Source organism: Synechococcales cyanobacterium CNB, from assembly GCA_030263455.1.
Lineage (GTDB): Bacteria > Planctomycetota > Phycisphaerae > Phycisphaerales > UBA1924 > CAADGN01.
Genome location: SZOZ01000002.1, coordinates 1 through 18,585, shown reverse-complemented (window position 1 = coordinate 18,585; position 18,585 = coordinate 1). Strand labels below are relative to the sequence as shown.

Annotated in this window: 15 protein-coding genes; 6 read left to right on the top strand and 9 right to left on the bottom strand. The window is 69.0% G+C overall.

All coding sequences use genetic code 11. The annotated features are described in order from the left end of the window. Window positions 1-80: 80 nt before the first annotated feature. Window positions 81-1,175 (bottom strand): Rieske 2Fe-2S domain-containing protein, encoded by a 1,095-nt coding sequence (locus tag FBT69_01725; protein MDL1903518.1) that lies wholly within the window; start codon window positions 1,173-1,175, stop codon window positions 81-83. Window positions 1,176-1,293: 118 nt separating this feature from the next. On the opposite strand from FBT69_01725, the gene FBT69_01720 reads away from it, so the two are divergent. The 3 genes from FBT69_01720 (at window position 1,294) to FBT69_01710 (ending at window position 6,059) form a co-directional block, all read left to right on the top strand. Then, a complete protein-coding gene (locus FBT69_01720) occupies window positions 1,294-4,434 on the top strand; it encodes a hypothetical protein (GenBank protein ID MDL1903517.1) in 3,141 nt (1,046 codons plus the stop codon). A gap of 16 nt (window positions 4,435-4,450) precedes the next feature. After that, entirely contained in the window at window positions 4,451-4,972 is a 522-nt protein-coding gene (locus FBT69_01715; GenBank protein ID MDL1903516.1) for an asparaginase, read from the top strand. A gap of 169 nt (window positions 4,973-5,141) precedes the next feature. Further along, the gene (locus tag FBT69_01710) at window positions 5,142-6,059 is read left to right on the top strand and encodes a hypothetical protein (protein ID MDL1903515.1); all 918 of its coding nucleotides are present in this window, start codon (window positions 5,142-5,144) and stop codon (window positions 6,057-6,059) included. 97 nt (window positions 6,060-6,156) lie between these two features. On the opposite strand, the gene FBT69_01705 is transcribed toward FBT69_01710, so the two are convergent. From FBT69_01705 to FBT69_01685, 5 genes are all read right to left on the bottom strand, one after another. Then, on the bottom strand, window positions 6,157-6,618 hold the full coding sequence (locus tag FBT69_01705) for a hypothetical protein (GenBank protein ID MDL1903514.1): 462 nt from the start codon (window positions 6,616-6,618) through the stop codon (window positions 6,157-6,159). Further along, window positions 6,615-6,875 (bottom strand): hypothetical protein, encoded by a 261-nt coding sequence (locus FBT69_01700; protein ID MDL1903513.1) that lies wholly within the window; start codon window positions 6,873-6,875, stop codon window positions 6,615-6,617. Before FBT69_01700 ends, FBT69_01705 begins: the two co-directional genes overlap by 4 nt. 70 nt (window positions 6,876-6,945) lie before the next feature. After that, a complete protein-coding gene (locus FBT69_01695) occupies window positions 6,946-7,707 on the bottom strand; it encodes a hypothetical protein (GenBank protein MDL1903512.1) in 762 nt (253 codons plus the stop codon). Window positions 7,708-7,868: 161 nt separating this feature from the next. Then, window positions 7,869-8,678: a helix-turn-helix transcriptional regulator gene (locus FBT69_01690; protein MDL1903511.1), complete on the bottom strand. Its 810-nt coding sequence runs from the start codon at window positions 8,676-8,678 to the stop codon at window positions 7,869-7,871. Between the two features lie 19 nt (window positions 8,679-8,697). After that, the gene (locus FBT69_01685; protein ID MDL1903510.1) at window positions 8,698-12,507 is read right to left on the bottom strand and encodes a 5-oxoprolinase; all 3,810 of its coding nucleotides are present in this window, start codon (window positions 12,505-12,507) and stop codon (window positions 8,698-8,700) included. A 212-nt stretch (window positions 12,508-12,719) separates the two neighbouring features. Between FBT69_01685 and FBT69_01680 the strand changes: the two genes are divergently transcribed. Further along, the gene (locus FBT69_01680; GenBank protein ID MDL1903509.1) at window positions 12,720-13,442 is read left to right on the top strand and encodes a TIGR00730 family Rossman fold protein; all 723 of its coding nucleotides are present in this window, start codon (window positions 12,720-12,722) and stop codon (window positions 13,440-13,442) included. A gap of 5 nt (window positions 13,443-13,447) precedes the next feature. Here the strand turns inward: FBT69_01680 and FBT69_01675 are convergent, their stop codons facing one another. Both FBT69_01675 and FBT69_01670 read right to left on the bottom strand, forming a co-directional pair. Further along, window positions 13,448-14,308, bottom strand: a complete 861-nt coding sequence (locus FBT69_01675; protein MDL1903508.1) for a transporter — start codon at window positions 14,306-14,308, stop codon at window positions 13,448-13,450. 99 nt (window positions 14,309-14,407) lie between these two features. Beyond that, window positions 14,408-15,853, bottom strand: a complete 1,446-nt coding sequence (locus FBT69_01670; GenBank protein ID MDL1903507.1) for a hypothetical protein — start codon at window positions 15,851-15,853, stop codon at window positions 14,408-14,410. Between the two features lie 69 nt (window positions 15,854-15,922). Here FBT69_01670 and FBT69_01665 point away from each other — a divergent pair, with 69 nt between their 5' ends. Beyond that, on the top strand, window positions 15,923-16,168 hold the full coding sequence (locus tag FBT69_01665) for a hypothetical protein (protein ID MDL1903506.1): 246 nt from the start codon (window positions 15,923-15,925) through the stop codon (window positions 16,166-16,168). A gap of 26 nt (window positions 16,169-16,194) precedes the next feature. Here the strand turns inward: FBT69_01665 and FBT69_01660 are convergent, their stop codons facing one another. Next, on the bottom strand, window positions 16,195-16,980 hold the full coding sequence (locus FBT69_01660; protein ID MDL1903505.1) for a hypothetical protein: 786 nt from the start codon (window positions 16,978-16,980) through the stop codon (window positions 16,195-16,197). A 300-nt stretch (window positions 16,981-17,280) separates the two neighbouring features. On the opposite strand from FBT69_01660, the gene FBT69_01655 reads away from it, so the two are divergent. Beyond that, the gene (locus tag FBT69_01655) at window positions 17,281-17,691 is read left to right on the top strand and encodes a DUF3568 family protein (protein ID MDL1903504.1); all 411 of its coding nucleotides are present in this window, start codon (window positions 17,281-17,283) and stop codon (window positions 17,689-17,691) included. Window positions 17,692-18,585: the final 894 nt, after the last annotated feature.

The window sequence follows — 18,585 nt, the reverse complement described above, 5'->3', positions numbered from 1 at the left end:
TGCCGATTCGGGCGGATTTTCGTGCTTTCCGGACATTCGCGGGCGGGCGCGAGGCCTCCGGCGCGCTCTGCCCGGGGGAATCATCCGGAAACGGCCCCGTCGGCGCCAACCCACTCGGCCAGCAGGCGGTGGAAGTGATGCACGCCCTGCTCGCGCGTCGGCGAGTACCGGCCCCGGTCGTACAGCCGCGAGCGCACGCCCCGCTGCACCGCCTCGACCACCGCTTCGTCCTCGCGCTCGACGCGGTCGAGTTCCGCTCCCGCGCCGGTCGAGATGCGCGACTCGTCCCAGACGTAACTGAGGAACGACACCCGCGTGCGATCGACGCCGAGCGGACGCACCACGTTCACCGAGATGCCCCACGGGTAAAAGTTGAGCATCGTGTTCGGGAAGAGCCAGTAGTAGTAGGCCGCGATCTCGGAACCCTTGTCGGGCGAGTCCGCAGGCAGCTCGAATACGTCCTCCCCCCCCTTGCTCACCCCGAGTTGGAGGCTGGCGTAGCGGTACGTCTCGGTGCGGTACTGCCCGTAGTCGAGCGCGGCCGCGAGCGAAGCGTGCACGAACGGGATGTGGAACCCCTCCAGGTAGTTCTCGACGTACAAGGCCCAGTTGCACTTCACGAGGTAGTCGCGGCTTCGTGCCGGGTCGAAGCGGGCCTGCTCGATCGGGAGGAAGCCCACGCGACGATCCATCTCCGCCGACAGTTCGTCGAACCCGAACGCGGGCGAGAGACCCGCAAAGATGAACTTCCGCCACACCGCCATCGGCACGCGCGGCAGGTTGTCCTTCTCGCTGGGGAATCCCTCGCACCGCTCGAACTCGGGCATGGATCGGAATCGCCCGTCCAGTTCGAAGCGCCGACCGTGGTATCGGCAGGTCAGGCACGTGACCCGATCCGGCGCCTCCGCGACGAGCGTCCCGCGGTGAGTGCAGACGTTCGACAGGCAATGCAGGGCGTCAGAGCGGTCGCGCGTGAGCAGGATCGGCTCGTCGAGACACCCCTCCAGGAGCGTTACGGGATGCACCTGTCCGGGAAGCCGCAGTTGGTCCGTGTCCGCGATGAGTTGCCACGACCGCGCGAAGACCGCGTCCCTGGCTCGCTCGTACACGCCCGGGTCGGCGTAGAACCGGCCCGGCAGCGTCCGCGCCCTGCGAATGTCCGCGTCGATCTCCATTCCCGCGCCTCCGGAACATGTCCTGCCCGTCCGAAGATTACCGCCTCGTCGGGGAATGAACCGCGACCCAGCCCCGGCGATCTGCTAGGCTTGCATCCAGACCGTCAGGGGGCGATGGATGGCGTCCGGCGAGCAGCAGCACCCTCAAGGCAGCGGCGAAGCGACCGGCGGCAACGCTGGTCGAAAGCCCCCGTCATCCCGGTCGCCGGGCTTCGCGGATCAGCCGACGCTCGCGCCGGGCGAGTTTCCCGCCGCAGCCGCCACGGGCAGTCAGACCCCGCCTCCCGCGGCCCGCCCCGATACGCCGCCACCACCCGCTCACGACTCCGGCACGGGTCGACCGGGTTCGTGGGCGGCGCGAAGTCCGCAGCAGCGGCCCGTCACCGACTCGTGGGATCGTCCACCTCCCGGATCGTCCGGCGCACTCGGCTCGGATCCGGACCGCGGCGAAGCCGCGACGATCGCGCCGTGGCAGAGTTCCTTCGGCGGGCAGCGCATCACCGCCGGCAAGAACATCGGCCCCTATCCGATCGAGCGAGAACTCGGACGGGGGGGCATGGGCGTCGTCTACCTTGCCAAGGACACTCGCCTCAACCGTCGCGTCGCGATCAAGGTGCTGCCCGACGTCTTCGCCCAGCACCCCGAGCGTGCGGCCCGCTTCCGACGCGAGGCGCAACTGCTCGCGTCGCTCAATCATCCGAACATTGCGGGCATCTACGGCCTCGAGGAGCACGAGGGCCATCACTACATCGTCATGGAGTTCGTGCCGGGCGACACGCTCTCGGAGCGGCTTGCCAACGGGCCGCTGAGCGTGGACGACGCCGTCCACGTCTGCGCCCAGATCGCCGAGGGGCTTGAGGCTGCCCACGAGCGGGGCGTGATCCACCGCGACCTGAAGCCGGGGAACGTCAAGATCACGCCGGACGGGCTTGTCAAGGTGCTCGACTTCGGCCTGGCGAAATCCTCGCACGACAGCGGCACGGTCGGCGGTTCCGAGGCGTTGCAGACCGGGTCGCTCGAGAACACGCAGGAGGGCGTCATCCTCGGCACGGCAGCGTACATGAGTCCCGAGCAGGCCCGCGGCCGCACGCTCGACAAGCGCACGGACGTCTGGAGTTTCGGGTGCGTGCTCTACGAGACGCTCTGCGGCGCGCCGCCGTTTCGTGCCGACACGATCTCGGACACGATCGCGCTCATCCTGCGCTCCGAGCCGGACTGGTCGGCCCTGCCCGTGGACACGCCGGGCCGCGTGCGGGAGGTGCTCCGCAAGTGCCTCCAGAAGGATCCGAAACGGAGACTCCGCGACCTGGGAGACGCGCGCATCGAGCTCCACGATGCCTACGGGGCGCTCTCGGGGTCGCACGTTGACGTGCCCTCTGAGGTGCGCGCGATCCAGGTAGAGGAAGCGCAGGCTTCGCCGTGGCTCGCGCAGTTGCCGTGGATCGTCGCGGGGGTTGCGCTCGCGCTTGCGGCCACGCTGCTGGCCGTCGTGCTCAAGGGGGGGCCGACGGGCCAGGCGACGTCGGCGATCAGCGCTCCGCTCGCTCGCTTCGCGCTCGCTCCGCCCGTGCAGGGGAAGTACGACGCGCCCGACGGAGCCGGCGCGGTCGCGATCTCGCCGGACGGCAGCCTGCTGGTGTTCCGCGCGAGGGATGCGGCTGGCGCTCGCCTGTACCTGCGGCGTCTGGACTCTGTCGATGCCGAGCCGATCGCGGACACGGACGACGGGCGCATGCCCTTTTTCGCGCCCGACGGCTCGTCGGTCGGTTTCTTTACGCCTGGCCGCCTGCGCCGCGTCGGCCTGACCGGCGCGCAGCGGTTCGTGCAGGACGTCGCCTCGGTCTCCGACGACGTCGCCGGCGCGGCGTGGGTGAGCGACAACGAGATCATCTTCGCCGCCGTGGGATCGAGCACGCCCGGGCTGTTCCGAGTTCCCGCGTCCGGCGGGTCACCCTCGCCGCTGACCGTGCCCGATCGGGCACGGGGAGAGGTCGCCCACGCCTGGCCGCACGTGCTGCCGGGTGGGAAGTCGATCGTCTACGCGGCGTTGACCGGCGAGGGACAGCCGGGTGCGACGATCTACGCACTCGCGCTGAACGAGGGGGCGCAGCCTGTCAGAGTCCTGGAGGGGTACACCGCGCCAAGGTACACCGACGGCTACCTGCTGTGTGCGCGCGGCGACTCGCTGTACGCGGTGAAGTTTGACGCTGATCGTCTCGCTGTTGCCGGTGCGCCCGTCTTCGTGAACCAGCGCATCCTGTCGTCCTCCGGCCGTGCCTCGGGCGAGTTCGCCGTCTCGCGCGGCGGGACGCTCGCGCTGATCCCCGGCTCGCTCGCGCAGGCCTCGAACACGCTGGTCCGCGTGCCGATCGATCGGGCGGCCGGCGAAGCGAAGGACGTGCTCACGTCCGAACTCGTCCAGGCCTCTCCGCGCTTCGACCCGCGCGACCCGTCGAGGATCGTGTTCGCTTCGGGCCAGGACGGCGGCGTGTGGGCGTACTCGCCCGCCGCGCCCGAACCCCAGCCCCTGGTCCGTAACCCGCTGCTCGGTCGTCCCGTGGCATTGACGTTCAAGCCCGACGGCTCGGCGGTGACCGCGACGCTGAGCGTGGGGAACAAGTGGGCGTTCACGACCATCCCGATGGATGGGGCCGCGCAGCCCCGCGAGGAATACAGCACCGACCGCCCGATCGCGGCGTCCTCGTGGCGTCCGAGTCAGTCCTCGGAGCTCGTCGCGGTCGAGACGCAGGCGGCCACGGGGCGCGACATCGTGCGCATCGCCTCAGGGCAGCGCACGGCGCTGCTCGCGACGCCCGCCGATGAGCACTCGCCCGTGTTCTCGCCCGACGGGCGGTGGCTGCTGTACGTCTCGAACGAGAGCGGCACGCCGCGCGTCTATCTTCGTGGCTATCCCGATGAACGAACCGTCGTGGATGTCTCGCAGGGATATGGCGAAGAGCCGCTCTGGAACGGCGCCGCCTGGAGCGAGGCGTCCGCTGAGGTGCTGTACCGGGACCGCGACACGATCAAGCGCGTCCACGTTCTGTTCGAGAACGGGCATCCGCTCGTCGGCGTCGCGGACACGGTGTACCGGGGCGTGCACCGGGTGGGCGCGGACGGCGTCCCAGCGTGGGACGTCGCGCCGGACGGCCGTTCCATCGTCGCGATCAGGGACGGACGCGCCGACGCCTCCGCCGACGCGCTCCACATCGTCCTCGGGTTCCACCGCGAGATCGAGCGTCTGCTCGCCCCCAACTGAAGCGGCTTCGTTCACCATGCGCACGATCACCGTCATCACCACGGGCGGCACCATCGAGAAGACCTTCGACGAGCGCACCGGATCGCTCGAGAACCGCGGCTCGATCCTCCGGCGCATGCTCCGCCGCATCCGTCTCGAAGAGACCGACACCCGCATCGTCGAACTCATGAGCAAGGACAGCCTGCTCATGGGCGATGCCGACCGCGCCCGCATCGTCGCCGCCGTGAAGGACGCTCTGGCGTCCCGCGATGTCTCGGGCGTGGTCGTTCTCCATGGTACCGACACGCTCGAGCACACCGGCGAGGCGCTGCACGCCGCGCTCGGCGTCCCCCGTGTTCCGGTCGTCATCACGGGCGCGATGCGCCCCTTCGAGATGAAGCGGTCGGACGCGCTGCAGAACCTGACCGAAGCGCTCTTCGCGGTCGGTGTCCTCCCGCCGGGGGTCTATTGTGTCGCGCACGGGCGCGCCCTCCGATTCCCGGGCGTCGTCAAGAATCGTGAGCGTTCGACGTTCGTTCGTGCCGCGGATCGGCCGTGACACGGAGCGGGGCGTTGTGGTGCGGTCGGCGAGGCTGATTTTGTGAGATCGCGGCCGGCGCGCCGCGGCTGCTCGGTACACTGACCACGGGGGCCGCGGCGCGGGCGGCTCGGTGTCGTCTGCAGGATCTGTCGCTCGCTCCCCGAGCAACGAAACGAGGAGAGATCACATGTCGAAGAAGTGTTCGGTCATCGCTGCCGCTGTCCTCTTGTGTGCGACAGCTGGCCTCGCGGCGGGGCAGGCAAGCCCGCTCTACATGTTCTCGTACGATACGAACCAGGCGGTCATCGTGCAGAACGGCCAGGTCATCGGTCAGTTCACGAACAGCGGTGCGTTCCGAGAGACAGCCCTGGCGATTCACTCGACCATCAGGGTGCTCGGGCGCAACCCAGGCGAGAACGGTCGCGAGTACGACCTGAACGGCGCCCCGCTCGGCGGCGGACCCTACAACAACCCCGCCTACGTGGACGTCTACGACGGCACGACCGACGGCACGTTCAACTACGGCATCGCGCACAACGACTTCAACACCAACTTCGCGGTCGTCCGCGGCGACGCGAACTGGAACAACGTCTCCGTTCTCTTCGTCCCCGTCGATCGCTCGTCCGGGATCGCCTACGACGGGAACACGAACACGCTCTGGATCGCCGGCAACGTCGGCGGGCTGACCAGCCTGATGCAGTACGACCTGAGCGGGAACCTGCTCCAGCACATCTCGCTCTCGTTCATCAGCGGCGCGGGCTACGGGCTGGCTTGGGACCCCGCCGACGACACGCTGTGGGTCACCGGCGCGTTCAACGGGGGCACGGTGGACGCCTACCAGTTCTCCAAGTCGGGCGTTCTGCTCTCGACGATCGACCTGCCCGGCATGCCGGCGACGAACTGGATCAGCGCGGAGATCCTCCCCGACGCCGACTGCTACGTCGACTGCAACGGCGACACCGTCATTAACTCGCTCGACGTGCTCTGCTTCCTGAACAACTACACCTCGCAGAACCCCGCCGCGGACTGCAACGGCGACACCGTCATCAACTCGCTCGACGTCCTCTGCTTCCTCAACCTCTACAACAACCCGCCCTGCCCGTGAGGCGTGACGACGGAGCAATCCGGCCTGGACGCACGGCGCCCGGTCCGAGGGGACCGGGCGTCGCTTTTCTTGCCTGTTCACGGGGCGGCGACGCGCGTCAGACCTCGACCGTCTCGAACCGCACCCGGCCCTCGACGAGTCGGGCGAAGTAGCCCTCGATCCGCTCGACGCCGGTGACTCGGTGCACGAAGGCGGCGGCGCGGACGAGGTCCGCCCGCTGCACGAGTTCAAGGCGCGGCTCGCCGAGCGAGAGGCGCGTGCCGTAGAACGCGCAACCCTGATGCGCAATGAGCACGATGCGCTTCAGCCCGTGCACCTCGACGAGGAACCGCAGTTCGTCCACGACGCCCTGTTCCTCGAGGTGCGCCTGCGGGTGCCCCGCAAGGCACGCCGGACCGCCGGGGAGCGCGACGCGGTCGTACCGGGGCAGGCCCAGCCCATTCTGGAGGAAGTCGTCGAAGTGCTCGCCGACGCGGCCATCGGAGCAGTACACCGCGGCCGCACGGATGCGACTGGCCTCGTAGGCGATCCTCGACTCGTAGCCTCCCATCTTGCTCACTTCGAGTCCCGCTTGGCCTGGCGAGCGCGGGTCCGCGAGGCGACGTGGCTCATCGCCCGCTTGACGTTCGTGTCTTCGAGACGCCGCTCCTTGCGAACGGCGAGCGCGTCCGGCGAAGCTTCGGGACGGGCGACCGGGCCGGTGGGGTGCGGTCCGGGGCTGGGGGTTCGAGGCGAGCCGGGCTTCTTGACGCCCGCCCTCTTCTTCGACGATCGCTTCGCGCCGCCCTGCGCTCCCGTGCCCTTCTTCTTGGCCATGTGGTGCTCCTCCCGATGCGGTGATCGCCGGTGCGGGAAGTCTACCGCCCAAGAGCGCCGCTCGCACGGGTCAGAATCGCAGCTGGAGCCTGGCGAAGAGCGTGTCTGCGCCGAGACCGGACCCCATCGAATCGGCGGCGCCGGCGCGGAGGAACTCGTACCCGAAGCGCAGGCCCGCGTTGTGGGAGAGGTCAACACCCGCCTCCGCGCCGATGGCGAGGAACCGGCGTTCGTCCTCGTCCGGCCGGCGACCGACGCCCGTGCCGCGCAGGTGCAACCACTCGCCGACGTCCCACTGCATGACCGTGAAGGCCTCGGAGAGCGGCGTGAGTTCCTCCGCGTCGCTGCCGAAGCCGGCGGTCATGCGGCGGTCGAGTCTGGCCGCTGCTCCCCGGCTCATCGCCTCACGGCCCACGGCAGCGAAGCCGAGCGGCGGGCCGAGGCGCACTTCCGCGGCGCGATGCTCGAGTCGATCGGACGAGAGTGGTTCGATGACGAGCGCATCGGCATCGTGCACGTCATTCGCCTCGACGACCGGGGCAAGCCGCAGGTCCAGGCGCGAGGGCGGATCGCCGTTCTCCGCGACGATGGACTCGGCGTGCCCCGGCACCGTGATGGTCAGGCCCGAGAACGGATCGTGCGATTCCGTTTCCGTCGTGAACGCGGCCGGCGAGAACACGACAGCGAGAACCGGCGATTCGATCATGTCGGAGAGGAGCCAAGCCAGCGCATCGAGGTCGTCAGGCTCTTCGGCAGGAGGATCGAACGCCGCGCCGGGAACGGCCAGCGCGAGCGAGGCGACCAGCGTGGCGATCTCGCGGGTGTGAGCCATCGCACCGCCCTCTACCGCCGCCTCGCGGCGCGGTTGCCGCGGGCGTCGTTCGAAGAATAGAGCATCCGCTGAGACCAAGCGTCGCGGCCGCGCGGTTACGGCTCCGGGGAAACATCCGGCGACCCCCTCATCCCGAAGCGATCAGCGCGAGAAGCGACCTCTCACTCGTCGAGCGACGCCAGCCCGGCACGGATGGCAATGCGCGCAAGCTCGACACGGTTCGACGCACCGAGCTTGTTCCCCAGCGAGACCCGATGCCACTCGACAGTCTTGACGCTCCGGTGGAGTTTCTTGGCGATATCGGCGGTGGATAGACCCTGGCCGATGAGGGCGAGCACCTCGCGCTCGCGGGGCGTGAGCGAGCCGATCGGACCCTCGTCGCTGTGCCGGGCCTCGATGCGCTCGACACCGGGCTCGGCGGGGGTCGTCGCCGAGATGGGGTGGCAGACGATCAGGACACGGGCAGGCTCGCCATGCTCTCCGGGGACGGGGCGCACATGGGCGCGACGCATCCGCCCGCCGAACATCCCGTCCACGATGAGCGGTTTGCCGCTCTCGACGGCACGGCGCGCGTACTGGACCCGTTCGTCCGCGACCTCGGTCGGCATGACGGCGCGGAGGTGTTGGCCGCGCACGGCGTCGGCCGTTACGCCGAGCACGCGTGCCGCTTCACCGTTCACGAACTCGATCTTGCCGTCGGTGTCGTGAACAAGCACGCACACGCCCGTGTCCTCGGCCAGCGCCTGCCAGCAGACCGGCGCGGGATGGATCGGCTGGAGGGAGTACTCCTCGTGTCCGACTGCCGGGGGAGACCCGGTCGGGGTTGATGTGGTCACCATGATGGGTTCGGTCCTCTGCGGGGTTTCGACCGGTTCCCGTACGCCCGACGGTCCGTCGCCGGGGCCCACCGCACGAGAACCAGACTCAACGAGGAGATTAATCGTTTCACCGGGGGGTCGGTCAAGGATCATGGTCGGCGAAAGGGGTGGATCAACCCGGAGAAACCCCGAAAAACCGCGTTCTGGGGTCAGAAATCGACTTTCTTTCCAGTTGAGATTTCTCCCATCCTCCGCCCCCGGGAGTCTCGACCGTCAAGCGATCTCCGAGTTCGGCATCAACTCGCACGCGACCTGTTAGCGACTCCTTACTTCCGTTGGCGCGGATGAGAATCTGCCTGCCCGGCGCGCCGTCACGTGCGCCGTGCGCGCCCGGTGCGCCGCGTGTGCGCCGTTGTGCGTTGATCGAGATGCGCGCGGGCGCGAGGAACTCCAGTTCACGGACGATGCCGTCGCCGCCGCGCCATCGGCCTTCGCCGCCGGACCCGCGGCGCACGGCGAAGCGCACCACGCGCACGGGGTAGCGCCGTTCGAGAACTTCCGCGTCCGTGATGCGCGTGTTGGTCATGTGGACGTGGACGGCGGACGCGCCGTCAAAGCCCGGCCCAGCGCCGGCGCCGCCGCCGATGGTTTCGTAGCACCCGCCCTGCTCGTCGCCGAACGCGACGTTGTTCATCGTTGCCTGGCTTCCGGCGCACAGGCCGAGGGCGCGCACGAGCAGATCGGCGAGACGCTGGCTCGTCTCGACGTTGCCGGCCGCCACTCCCGGGCACAAGGCCGGGTCGGCGACGAAGCGCGGGTTGAGCATCCCCTCGGGCACGCGCACTTCTACAGATCGCAGCAGCCCCTCGTTGAGCGGCATCGGCTCGTCAATCATGACACGCAGCACGTAGACCACAACACTGCGCACGATCGCCTCGGTAGCGTTCAGGTTGCCGGGGTGGACGCCGGCCGTGCCCGTGAAGTCGATGATCGCCCTGTCCCTGATGGTCTCGATCGTGACGCGCACCGGCGAACCATCGTCGAGCGCATCGGCGAGCTCCACGACGCCCGCGGGGCGGCGGCGCAGCGCGTTCCGAACACGCGATGCGGCGCGAAACTTCAGCGAGCGCATGAATCCGAGCGCCGTCTCCGATCCGAACTCACGCGACAGCGCGCGCAGTCCTTCGGCCCCGTATGCCACGGCTTCGACCTGCGCCAGCAGGTCAGCCGCGTTCGTGCTCGGGTCGCGGCTCGGGCGCGGCCCGCGCTCGAAGATCGCCCGCACGGCGGCGGGATCGATCGCGCCGAGCGCACCGATCGTCGTCGGTGCGATGACGACCCCCTCTTCCTCGAGCGTTCGCGAGTCCGCGGGCATCGAGCCGGGCGCGATGCCGCCGATCTCCGCGTGATGTGCCCGGCACGCGACATACCCCAGCGGCAGTCCGGCGCCGTCATGAACGGCGAGCATCACCGTCACGTCCGGCAGGTGCGCCCCGCCGAAGCCGGGGTGGTTGGAGACGGCGACTTGCCCGGCGAAGTCGTGGCCGAGCACGCCGCGCACAGCCCGCACGCACGCGCCCAGCGCGCCCAGATGCACGGGCACGTGCGGTGCGCTGGCGACAAGCTCGCCCTCGGCGTCCACGACGGCGCACGAGAAGTCGAGCCGATCCTTGACGTTGACGGAGAGGGCGCTGCGCCGCAGCCGTTCTCCCATCTCCTCGGCCAGAGAAGAGAGTCGGTTGATGAACAGTTCTGCCCTCACGGTCTCGGCCTGCGCCGGGGTTCGACCCGCGTTCTCTCCTGTCAGCACGAGCGCACCGCAGTCCGAGACGCGCAGCGACCACCCCGGCTCGACGAACGTTGTGCAATGCTGCTCGGTGACGAGCGCGGGGCCTTCCAGCGCCGCGCCGGGCGCGAGACCGCCCCGCTCCAGAACCACGCACTCCCGCCACGCCCCTTCAGCCCAGACACGCCCGCTCCGTTTCATCTCGTCCGCGCGCCCTCGCCTTCGCTCGAAGCGGTTCGGAATCTGCCCGCCAGACCCGGCCGCGGCCGCTCGCACCGCGACGACTTCGACCGCGCGTCCGGTCCCCGCTGCGCCGAACAGTGTGCGATGTCGATCCTCGAATCTTGCTCGTGCGCCCGGCCCCGCCTCGACTTCGACCGCTTCGTCCTGCCCCTCGAAGCGCAGGTCGAGCCACGCGCCGAGCGTCCGAATGTCCTTCGGGTCAACGTCCTCACGCGCGACTGCGGCGCGCGCTTCACGCTCGACCTCGGTCTCGATTCCGCGCAACCATGCCTCGTCTTCATCCAGCGACCGCAGCACGGTTCGCTCGGCGAACCGCTCGATTCGTGCCGCTCCCAGCCCGGCCGCGCTCAGCAGGCCGGCATCCGCCGGCACCACGACCGTCCGCACGCCGAGCCGCCGCGCGATCCCGCACGCGTGCTGCGGCCCCGCCCCACCGAACGCGACGAGGGCGTAGTCCGCGGGGTCGTAGCCCTCGCGTGCGGAGACCCGTCGCACGGCGTCGGCCATGCGCTCGTCGGCGATCTGGATGAACCCTTCGAGCAGTTCATCGCGCGACATGACACCGCCGCACGCCGCGAGGGCCTGATCGGCGCGGCGCGCTGCGGCCGCCGCGTCGAGCGGGACGGCGAAGCGCGCCGCATCAAGCCGACCGAGCAGCAGGTTCGCGTCGGTCAGCGTGAGCGGGCCACCCGCGCCGTAGCAGGCCGGTCCGGGGCGTGCACCCGCGCTTTCCGGTCCCACGCGCAACGCCCCGCGCTCCGCGAAGCAAACGGACCCCCCGCCCGCGGCAACCGTCTCCACGGCGACGCACGGGGCGACGACCCGAGCGTGACCGACACGGGTCTCGAACCGGCGTGCCGGCGCGGCGTCGATGCGAGTGGCGTCCGTGCTCGTCCCGCCCATGTCGAGGGCGATGGATCGCGCGAACCCGGCGAGACGGGCCGCTTCGGCCGCGCCGACCGCGCCGCCCGCCGGTCCGCTCAGGAGCATGTCCTTGGGCCTGATTCGTTCACGCCGCACCAGCCCGCCCGCGCTCGTCATGATCAGCAGGCGAGAACCGGCAAGCGACCGTTGCACTCGGTCGAGGTAGTCCTCAACGGCGCCCGCGAGGTACGCATCGACGACGGCCGTCTCCGCGCGCCAGAGCAGCTTGATCCGTGACGAAAGGTCGGTCGATGCCGCGACACGCTGAATGCCGCCGCGCCGGACGGCCTCCGCGACGGCCCGCTCGTGCGCCGGGTTGGTCCACGAGTGAAGGAGCGCGACCGCCGCTGAAACCACGCCCAGCCCCGCCAGCCGTCGTGCTTCGCGCTCGACCGCATCGAGGTCCGGCCGGCGCAGCACGCGGCCCTGCGCGTCGAGCCGTTCGTCCACCTCGACCACCGCCTCGCACAACGGCGCGGGTCGCTCGATGCGCAGCGAGAACAGGTCCGGCCGGGTCTGATCGCCGATGAACAAGAGGTCACCGAATCCGCGGGTGATGAAGAGGGCGACTCGCCCGCCCTGCCGCTCGAGGAGTGCGTTGGTCGCTCTCGTCGTGCCGAGGCGCATCTCCATTCGCGGCAAGGGTGAGCCGGCGGGCGTACCGGTAACCATGCGCGCCGCGAGCAACGGCGCAACTTCGTGTGCGCTGAGTTCGAACGCTGCGCCGTGCTCTGCCCACGTCGGCCATTCGCCCCTGACGGCCAGCACACGCCGGCCGGGATCGAAAGACTCGACCAGCGCGGCAGGCCCATCTCCATCCACGGGCCTGAGCGTCATGCCCGCGGCGAACCGGCCGTCGTGCTCTGCCCATGCACATTCGACTCTCGCCGCAGAGGAGCCGGTGCGTTCGCGCGCCCGCCCGCGCACGACGCCGGCGCTCAGGGCCTTGGCACGTCGGACCTCGCCTGCCGGCCCCAGTGCGAGGCAGTCGGTGAATGTTCCGCCGGTGTCGATCCACACGCGCCACATGCGGCAAGCGTACTGCGCGGCGGGATGGTTGGCGTTCGTGCGCGCTGGACTTCACCGCGTCCGATCGCCGATACTCACCATCCCTCCACGTTCCGCCTCTATCCTTGCTCCACCCGATGACCGACGAAGCGCCTCATCATCGATCCGCACGATCACCGAACGGCAGCGCCCATCGGTGGGGAAAGGGGACGCGCTCGCCGCTCGAAGGCCAGATGCTGGCCGGCCCGCGATCGCGGACGGAGGAGTTCTTCCGCGTTCTTCGCATCACGGCCGAGTTCATCCGCGGGTTTCGCGCGCTGCACTTCGTCGGGCCGTGCGTAACCGTCTTCGGGTCGGCGCGGTTCAAGGAGAATCACCGCTACTACATCATGGCCCGCGAGGTCGGGCGTCGGCTCGCCGAGACCGGTTTCGCCGTGATGACCGGCGGCGGGCCGGGCATCATGGAGGCCGCCAACCGCGGCGCGAAGGAGGCCGGCGGCCTGAGCATCGGGTGCAATATCCTGCTGCCCAAGGAGCAGGAGCCGAACCCCTACCTCGACAAGTTCATCGAGTTCAACTACTTCTTCGTGCGCAAGGTGATGCTCGTGAAGTATTCGTCTGCGTTCATCGTCCTCCCGGGTGGCTACGGCACGCTCGACGAGGTCTTCGAAACGGGCACGCTCATCCAGACGGGCAAGATCGAGCACTTTCCCGTCGTCATCATGGGGCGGGACTACTGGCGGCCGCTCGGCGAGTTCCTGCGGCACACGCTCGTGCCCGAGGGCACCATCGACCCCGTCGATCTCGAGCTCTTCTCCGCGACCGACGATCCCGCCGAGGCCGTCGAGCGTGTGATGGCGGGCATCCGCCCCATGGACCACCCGCCGAAGCCCAGCCCGATCCTCGGCGAATCGCGCCCGGAGCCGAGCCGCGCGGGCGAGCAGACGGTGCGCTGATCCCGTCAGTACCGAACCGTCATTCCCGCGAAGAGGCGGACGGTTTCGGTGTCGGGATGGTCGAGGCCCACGACGACGCCCGCATCGAACCGCAGGTCGCGCGTGATCGAGAACGCGAACCCACCCGCGATCGACGGGCTGTAGCCGCTGTCGTCGGCGAGCGAGAGTTCTCCGATGTACTCGCCGTACACCCCGAAGCGGTCCGTGATCTCGCGCCCGAGCGCGACCGTGTGCGAGAAGACAGTCTCGTGCCCGTTGTTGTCCCCGCCGCGAACGCGGTCGATCTGCACCTGGGCACCGAGGTCCCACCCCTCGGCGAGCGAGCAGGCGAAGGGCACGACGATGCCGCCCTCGACGCGATTGGAGGCCACGTCATCGCTGCCGGTCGGAAACACGAGGTATGGCAGGATCGCGAGGGCGGCGTCCCCGTCGTCGTTGCCGAACAGGTTGACTTTCAGCCGCAGCCCCGTGTTTCCGACGCCGCGGCGGGCTCCCTGCTCGGGATCATCGCCGACCAGGTAGGGGTCAAGGAGGAACTGGATGTCGGCGCTGCTGGTCAGGCCGAGCTTCAGGTTGAGCGGAGCGATCGACGTAGACGAGACACGCCGCGCGCCGGAGCCGCTCCAGGCGTGCTCGACGAAACTCATCTCCAGCTGGATCGCACCGGCATCGACGGTGTACGGGCTTTCCGTCGCATCGGGCCTGTCCGCGCTCAGCGGCCTGCGGAGCTCCGCCGGCGTCGGGTTGAACAGGGAGTAGGCCGACTTGTCGGGCACGGGCTGAGCGTCCGCCATGCTCGGACACGACCCCGCGATCGTCGGACAGAGCGCTGCCGTCGTCACGAGCCTGGACAGGGCGTGATGCACGACGATTCTCCTTGCCTGTAGCCAAGGCTACATTCGGAGTCAAGCCGGGCGTCAGCCGGGCAACTCAGGGCCGAGGAACGGAGGTCGGCTCGATGGGGTTCACTCGCACCCCGCCGACCACGCGCTCAGGAAGGCGAGCACGTCGAGCGAACTGAGTACGCCGTCGGTATTGATGTCGGCGACGGGGTCGCCGCCGGTGAACGCGACGAGGAACGCTTGGACGTCGAGGGGGTCGACGGTCCCGTTCATGTCGAAGTCGGCCGGGCAGTACGAGCAGCCGTTGAGGCCGAAGACGTAGGCCGCCCCCGGGAGGTTCTGGTGGTCCGTCCCGTCGCGGTTCGCGCCCACGAGCACGACGTTGCCGTTGAGCGCAAGCGTCCTTGAGAACAGGTCGGGAACCGGAGGCGACTCGACGCTCAAAGCGTTCGTGTGGCTCCATGCGCCCGCCTGTCGTCGGTAGACTCGAGCGGCGTTCGCGCCGGGATACTCCGGGTCGGATCGTCCGCCGATGATGACGGTGTCGCCCGCGCAGGCGACAGCCCGCCCGAAGCTCTGGCCCCCGCTGGAGACGGACTGTTCAGGCGCCCACACGCCGCCGACGAGCCTGTAGATGGCCGCGCTCGACTGCGCACCGCCCGGCCTGCCGATGACGGCCAGCCCGCCGGAGAGCGCGACGGCCGATCCGGCCTGGGAGCCGCTCGGGCCGGTAAACTTTGCCTCCTCGACCCATTGACCATCCGGCGTGCGCCGGAACATGTAGGCCGCTCCCGCGTTGCCGCCGCCATGCCTCGGTGCGCCCACGAGGATGCGATCAGCAGAGACGGCGACGGCCGCTCCGAATCGGTCGGAGCCGGCGCCGTCCGAGGCTCGGAGGATCGCCGCTTCGCTCCACCCTTCGTCCGGGTCGTTGGCGCTGAGTTCGAAGACGTAGACCTTGCCCGTATCTGCCGGGCTCAGGTCCTCCGGCGAACCGATCACGATCCGAGTTCCCTGCACGCCGATGCTCTGTCCGAAACGTGCGCCGCGCCCGGCCTGCGATCCGTTCAGCCGCTGCATGTGGACCCACTCGCCCGCCACCCGCGAGAAGAGATGCACGCGCCCCGGCGCCTCGCTGGGGAAGAGGCTCGGCGCACCGACGACAAGCAACGAGTTCGACATCGCGATCGAATAGCCGAAGCAGTCGCCCTGGGCCGCGCCGGGGGCGGTCAGGCGCGTCGTCTCGTCCCACGCCGTTCCCTGGCGCTCGAAGATGCGAACCTTGCCCGTGAAGGGGCCTTGGCTCTTCGCGCCGAACGCGCCGATGGCGGCGAGGGGGCCGCGCAGCGCAAGCCCAAGCCCGAACTGGTCGTCGTGCGAGCCATCGGACGCCGTCAGCTTCTGATGAAGGCAGGGCGCCTGGGCAGCGCAGCGCGAGGCGGGCAACCCACTCCACGCCGCGACGGCCGTCGCCAACGCACAACAGATGAAGGGATTGCTCACTCGCCGGCCTCCGCCTCCCCACGCCGACGCCGACGCCAGATTACCGGGCGGGCTCACCCCGATCAATCGCTTCGCGGCCGCGGCGCAGGGGTTCCCTCCCTATCGGCTCGTAACTCCCGGGGGTACACCGCCCGAATGAAGAGCAAGGCCGGAACCGTCAAGGAATACCTGACCTCGTTGCCGGATGACCGTCGCAGGAAGATCGAGGTCATCGGGCGGACGACCAGACAGGCGACCGCGAACAGGTTCATCGAGCGCAATGAGGAGGCGCTGCGGGGCACACCGGCTCACAAGCCCGGGACGAAGCCGGCGCGGAAGGCCGGGACCGGCGCCACGCGCAAGACAGCGGGCGGACGCGGGTCAGCATCCGCCCGCCGATGACTCGCACGATGCTCGATCGAGGCGGTTCAGCGTCGCCTTCGCGCGGCGGCGAGCAGTCCAAGCCCGATCACGCCGAGCGAGCCAGGCGTAGGGACATAGACGAGGCCGAGCAGGTTCCCCGAGCCCATGAAGCCGATGACGTTCGCAACGCCCGTGGTCGTGTCGATCCAGTAGAAGTTGTCGGTGCTGTTGTCCACCATGTAGAGCACGCCGTTGTCCCAGTTGTACGCCAACCCGTTCGGATTGGTGGAGTTCACCAGCGGACCGATGAGGGTGGTCTGCCCGGTCGCTCGGTCCACGGTGTAGAAGCTGTCCGCGCCGCTGTTGGTCAGGTACATGGTGTCGGTGTGGGAGTTGTATCCGAGGTTGGAGAACGACGACAGCCCCGAGGTGCCGATGAGGGTTGCGAAGCCCGTGGTGATGTCGATGTTGTACAGTCCGTTGTTGTGCGACGACACGCCGTAGAGCGTTCGGGTGCTGCTGTCCCACTCCAGCCCGTGCATCACCACGGAGGAATCGCCGTAGAACCCCACGAGCGTCGCCTCCCCGGTGCTGAGATCGAGCGTGAAGAGCGAGTCGAGGCTGGTCGAGGTGAGGTAGACGGTGCCGGTGGCGCGATCGAACGCGAGACCGCCCGTCGTGCCCGCGTTCGCGCTCACCGTGCCGATCTGTGTCTTGCCCCCGGTGGCGATGTCGATCTCGAAGAGCGCACGGCTGCTGTCCACGGCGAACATCTGTCCCTGGCCGAGGCAGATCCCCGCGGATGAAACGAGCGCAGCCGAGAACCACCCCATCAATGCGGAACGTGTCATGGCTTGTCTCCTGTGTTCCCCCCGGATCACGCCCGGGTTCCGTCACTCCTGCCAAGTTATAAAACGTCATCTCCACGGGTCAACGGCGGATATGCGGGATGCGGCGTGCTCGCGCGAGTTCGTTATCGCTCAGCCGATCAATGTTCGTATGTTGCTCGCTGAACACGACCCTGACCCGGGCTTAGCCCCGGGGTTGTTGACTCAACCTTCTAAGGGGGCGAGCGTATGGAGCAGGAGGGGGGAGACGCGCAGCGGATCCGATCCGGAGCGCTGGGCGAGGACGCACGAGGAGGTGTACGGATGAAACGCCTGCGTGGGTTCTGTGCTGGGGCGTTGGTTGCGATCGGCGGCACGGTCGTGTGCCCCGGTTGCACGGTTGCGCTGGTCGCCGGTGCCGCCGCGGCGGGCATCGCCGGGACGTACGTCTACACCGAGGGGCGGCTCGAATCGGTCGAGGACGCCCCGCTGGCGGAGGTGCACGCGGCCGCTCTGAAGGCCGTGGACGACCTCGGATTCACGCTCGTGCGGGAGTCTCAGGACGCCTTCAACTCGATCGTCACGGCCAAGCGAGCCGACAACAGCGACGTCAACATCGCGCTCGAGAAGAAATCGGACAAGACGACTTCCGTCCGCATCCGCGTCGGCATCGTCGGCGACGAGGCGGTCTCGACAGAGATCCTGACCCGCATCCGGGCGAACCTGAAAGCCTGACTTCGGGCACAGGGCGGCGGAGCCACGACGCGCCCTCGACGGCTCTCGGGCAGCACGGGGAAGCCGTCGCCATCGTGTGCGCCCGGCGGATCAGCCGTCGGTGAACCAGTTGAGGTACAGGATGAAGTCGAGGGAGTTGACGTTGCCGTCCCCGTTCGTGTCCGCTCGCGGGTCGAGCGAGGTGAACCAGTTGAGGAACTGCACGAAGTCCAGCGAGTTTGTGACGCCGTCCAGGTTCAGGTCGGCCAGGTCCGTCGAGAGCATCCGCACGCGCGTCCCTTCGTAGATCAGCACGGTCTTGTCTGTGGGGGGCGCGGTCGGCAGCGCGGTCGAGGTGAACTGGCCCGTGCGGCCGCCGGTGGCGGTCAGCACGTCGAAGAACGTGCCTTCCGCGGGCACGTACCCATTCACGTACGCCGCGGTGAAGCCCCCGGAGATTGTCGTCGCGCCGGTCGACGTGAGGACGCCGTGGTTCGCCGCGCCCGCCCCCTGCACACTGATGCTCACCAGCGAGGTCGCCGACAGGGTCAGATTGTCGATGATCTCGACCTTCGAGCCTGGCGCAACCGCGATAGTGCCGTCGTTGGTCCAGGTTGTGCCCGAGCCGGGGAGGTCGATGCGGAGCGTGGAGCCGGAGGCGGCGCGGACGGTTCCCTCGTTGGTGAACTGATCGGCGTTGATGACGATGCCGCTATTGGCGTCGGCGGTGATCGTGCCCAGGTTCAGGATCGCCTGCACGCCCGCGCCGGTGGAGGAGATGGTCGAGGTCAGGGAGGGCGAGCCGCCGTTGATGGTGGCGTTGGCGGCGATGGTGAGGACGGTGCCGTCCGGTCCGGAGGAACGGACGGTGTGCGAGGCGGCGTTGTCGGGGACGAAGGTGATGGCACCGTTGGA